Raw genomic sequence first — 3815 nt, forward strand, 5'->3', positions numbered from 1 at the left:
GGCGGCGCGCTCGCCGATCTCGCGGCGTGGCGTGACCACGCTGGCCAGCGGCGGCCAGGTGCCGCGGGTCATCTCCAGGCCGTTGAAGCCGGCCAGCGCCAGCTGGTCGGGCACCGACAGGCCGCGGCGCTGACACTCGAACAGCCCGCCGGCCGCCAGGTCGTCATTGCAGCAGAACACGGCCTGGGTCTCGGGCCAGCGGGTCAGCATCTCGTCGAGCAGCTTGCCGCCCATGCGCACGCTGGAGGGGGCATCGGTGGTCAACAGCGCCTGCTGCGACAGGCCGGCGGCCTCCATCGCCGCACGCCAGCCGCCCAGGCGCTGTTCGACGCGGCGGTCCATGCGCGCACCGAGAAAACCGATATGGCGATGGCCCAGGGCGATCATGGCCTCGGTCATCGCGCGGCCAGCGGCGTGCTGGTCCAGTCCCACCGCCATGTCGAGCGGCGTCTCGCGCTTCTCCATGCACTCCACCACCGCACAGCCCGAGCGCGCGATCATCTCGCGGGTACGAGGGCTATGGCGACTGCCGCACAGCACCAGCCCGTCGATGCCGAAGGAGAGCCAGGTCTCGATCAGGCGCTCCTCTTCCTGCATCGAATAGCCGGTATGGCCGATCAGCAGCTGATAGCCCGCGGCGGCCAGCGGGGCTTCCAGGCCGCGATGCAGCTCCGAGAACACGGCGTTGGAGAGCGACGGAATCAGCAGCGCGATCAGTCGCGAGTGACCGCTGGCGAGGCTGCCGGCCTGACGATTGGGCATGTAACCCAGCTCGCGGGCGCATTCGGTTACCCGCTCGCGCATCGCGGCGGACACCTTCTCGGGCTGATTGAGCGCGCGCGACACCGTGACCTTGGTGACGCCCAGTCGGGCGGCGATATCGGCCAGGGTGACGCGCTTGAGGCGGGAAGCTTTGTGTGGCTGAGAGGGCATGGACATTCAAGCGGCTGCGAAGGAGGACAAGAGTGTCCCTGTTAAGGCAGCCCGGGAGCAAGCCTTGCCCGGCGGATCAGACGTGACTCAGCGAGAGCAGGAACAGGATCATCGGCGGTGCCGCCAGCGACAGCAGGAAGCCCGAGACCACGGCGACCGGGACGCAGGCTACGCCGCCGGTCTGCTGGATCACCGGTAGCGTGAAGTCCATCGAGGTGGCCCCGCCGATGCCGATGGCTAGCGGCGTGTAGCGCTGGATGGTCAGGGGGATCAGCACGAAGGCCAGCAGCTCGCGCGCCAGATCATTGAAGAAGGCGGCGCCGCCGAGAATCGGCCCGAGCTGATCACCGACCAGGATCCCCGACAGGGAGTACCAGCCGAAGCCGGCCGAGATCGCCATGCCCTGATTCCACTCCAGCGCCAGCAAGGGGGCCGCCAGCAGGCCACCGAGCAGCGAACTGGCCATCACCGTCAGCGCGATGATCAGGCCATGCCGATTGAGCAGGATCTGGCGCAGGCTCATGCCGGAGCTTCTGAGCTGGCAGCCGATCAGCGCCAGCAGCACATAGAGCGCCCATTCGGCGAGGGTGTCGGTATCAAGCTGGGTGCCGAAGGTCTTGAGCAGCACGCCGGCGCCGACGCCGAGCGCGACCACGGCGGCAAGGGTCAGCGAGCCGGACAGCGCCTGCCAGCGGGTCATCGGCGCGCCATCCACCGCCTGGGCGGGATTGGCGCGCAGCGGGCTGCGGCGCGACAGCCACCACAGCGCCAGCAGATTCAGCGGCGTGATGATGGCGAACAGCGTCAACGCCTGCCCGCTCATGGCGGCCATGCCGACACTCAACTGCTCCAGCGCCGCCAGCCCCATGCCCATCAGGAACAGGATGAGATAGATGGAGGCATTGACCAGCCGATTGACCACCGCCAGGCGGCCAGGATCGGTGAGGCGTACCAGATAGCCGAGTATCAGCGGCAGCAGAATGAAGATGAGACCCGACAGCATGACCCTTCCTTGGCGTTGCCACCCGGACAGCAGGGGCGGCGCAAGTGATTGATTGGCGGTGAATACCGCCGAAGGGCCTTACTATATCGGTTGGCGTGGAGTCTGGATAACCCCGCCATCACCATTGCGCGAGAGACTTGCTCATGGCGTATCAGCGGGGCTTATGATCAGCCGCGCTAGAGGCGGGAGCTTTCCTCACTGGCGGGCGCTGCTCAGCTGGTTCAGGGTCAGATGGGCCGAGCGCGGCGGCACCTCGCCGTTGCGGTTGCCGTCCTTGTCCATGACGTCTTCGTAGTCGAGGTAATCGAGGCCGACCATCAGGCCCGGCCAGCGCGGCGCCAGCCAGATACGGTAGTGCTTGTGCTCGCGATGCTTGCGCCACGCCTCGATGCGCAGGGTGCGGAAGGTGCGCTGTGCCGCCTGACGCGTTTCCTGGCCCTGGATCTCGTACATCAGGGTGCGCTGGCGGCCCTTGTGGTCGAGATAATCCAGTGAGCAGGGCGTCGCGGCCAGACAGGCCTGCTCGCTCCATTGGCTGTCGACCTGCTGGCTCAGCAACACCAGCAGGCTCTGACGGTCAGGCAGGCGGGTGTCGCCTGCCACCGGCGCTTCCCGGTTGTAGTCCTTGCCGATGCCGGCCAGCCGATAGCCGGAGCGATAGCCCTCGGGCAGCAGGCGACCCTCCGCGAGCGTGAAGCGGCCCTGCTCATAGCCACTGGCGACCTTGATGGAGGCCTCCATGCTGGCGATGTACAGCTCGCCGCTCTGGCTGACGCGCTGGGTGATGGGCACGTCCGGCCAGCCATCCAGCACCAGGGTGTAGTGGGCGGTGAAGGGCACCGGCGCGATGCTGGCGACAGGCGCCAGGGGCGCGTCAGGGCTGACAGCGGCCTCATCGCTGGCCGCCTGGGCATTGCCCGCCAGCAGCAGGAGCGCCCCCAGGCCTGCGCGACACAGGCGCTGCCATGCCGAGGGCCGATCGGCGCGTGTGGCGGTACAAGCGCCGCGCCGCGCGGCAGATTCAGAGAAGTGAGACAAGGCGGAAGATGGCAGGGTCATGGTGACTCCCGAGACCGGCACTGGAGCCGTGGCCTGTGAATGGGGGTGTCGAGCGGTCAGGCAGCGACGGGGCAGGGCGACTATACGTGATGATGTAATGATGTTGAGGTGATCCACAATCAAGCCAACGCCCGTCAGGCGGCCACGACGATATTTCAGCGCTTGCTCATGTGCAATGGATAGGTACTCTGTAACTGCCTTGTCCTTCCCGCCGCGCGCGGCGCGTACCTAGACGTTGGGTCCAATCAGGAGATCATCATGGCCAGCATTGTCATCATTGCCGGGGATTTTGTAGAAGATTATGAGCTGATGGTGCCGTTTCAGGCGCTGCAGGCGATGGGGCATCGCGTGGATGTCGTCTGCCCGGACAAGACGGAAGGCGATATCGTCAAGACCGCCATCCATGACTTCGAGGGTGACCAGACCTACACCGAGAAGCCGGGCCACAACTTCGCGCTCAACGCCAGCTTCGCCGAGATCGCCGTCGAGAGTTACGACGCGCTGCTGATCCCCGGTGGCCGCGCCCCCGAGTACCTGCGTCTGGATGAGCGTGTGCTGGCGATGGTGCGTCACTTCGTCGAGGCCGACAAGCCCATCGCCGCCGTCTGTCATGGTCCGCAGCTGCTGGCCGCCGCCATGTCGCTGGAAGGCCATCGCGTCAGCGCCTATCCGGCCTGTGCGCCTGAGGTGAAGCTGGCGGGCGGTGAGTTCGTGTCGCTGGAAGTGACCGACGCCGTGACCTCCGGCAAGCTGGTGACCGCACCGGCCTGGCCGGCGCATCCGGAATGGCTGCGTCAGTTCCAGGCGCTGCTGGTGTGAT

4 protein-coding genes are annotated in these 3815 nt (G+C 66.7%); 1 reads left to right on the forward strand and 3 read right to left on the reverse strand.

The genetic code is table 11. The features are described from left to right. From AC4FAH_RS05010 to AC4FAH_RS05020, 3 genes are all read right to left on the reverse strand, one after another. Nucleotides 1–933, reverse strand: a 933-nt coding sequence (locus AC4FAH_RS05010; RefSeq protein ID WP_490245735.1) for a LacI family DNA-binding transcriptional regulator, incomplete at its 3' end; no start/stop codon positions are given. A 76-nt stretch (nt 934–1009) separates the two neighbouring features. Next, on the reverse strand, nt 1010–1936 hold the full coding sequence (locus AC4FAH_RS05015; protein WP_054555660.1) for a LysO family transporter: 927 nt from the start codon (nt 1934–1936) through the stop codon (nt 1010–1012). A gap of 195 nt (nt 1937–2131) precedes the next feature. Further along, a complete protein-coding gene (locus tag AC4FAH_RS05020) occupies nt 2132–2995 on the reverse strand; it encodes a hypothetical protein (protein ID WP_279836793.1) in 864 nt (287 codons plus the stop codon). Between the two features lie 258 nt (nt 2996–3253). On the opposite strand from AC4FAH_RS05020, the gene AC4FAH_RS05025 reads away from it, so the two are divergent. After that, the gene (locus AC4FAH_RS05025; protein WP_043334317.1) at nt 3254–3814 is read left to right on the forward strand and encodes a DJ-1/PfpI family protein; all 561 of its coding nucleotides are present in this window, start codon (nt 3254–3256) and stop codon (nt 3812–3814) included. The last annotated feature ends 1 nt before the right edge of the window (nt 3815 follow it).

Source organism: Cobetia sp. (assembly GCF_983723665.1).

Bases quoted from the DNA above. Each gene is read 5' to 3' on its own strand.
- AC4FAH_RS05015 (WP_054555660.1), bottom strand. From the start codon at position 1,936: ATGCTGTCGGGTCTCATCTTCATTCTGCTGCCGCTGATACTCGGCTAT.
- AC4FAH_RS05020 (WP_279836793.1), bottom strand. From the start codon at position 2,995: ATGACCCTGCCATCTTCCGCCTTGTCTCACTTCTCTGAATCTGCCGCG.
- AC4FAH_RS05025 (WP_043334317.1), top strand. From the start codon at position 3,254: ATGGCCAGCATTGTCATCATTGCCGGGGATTTTGTAGAAGATTATGAG.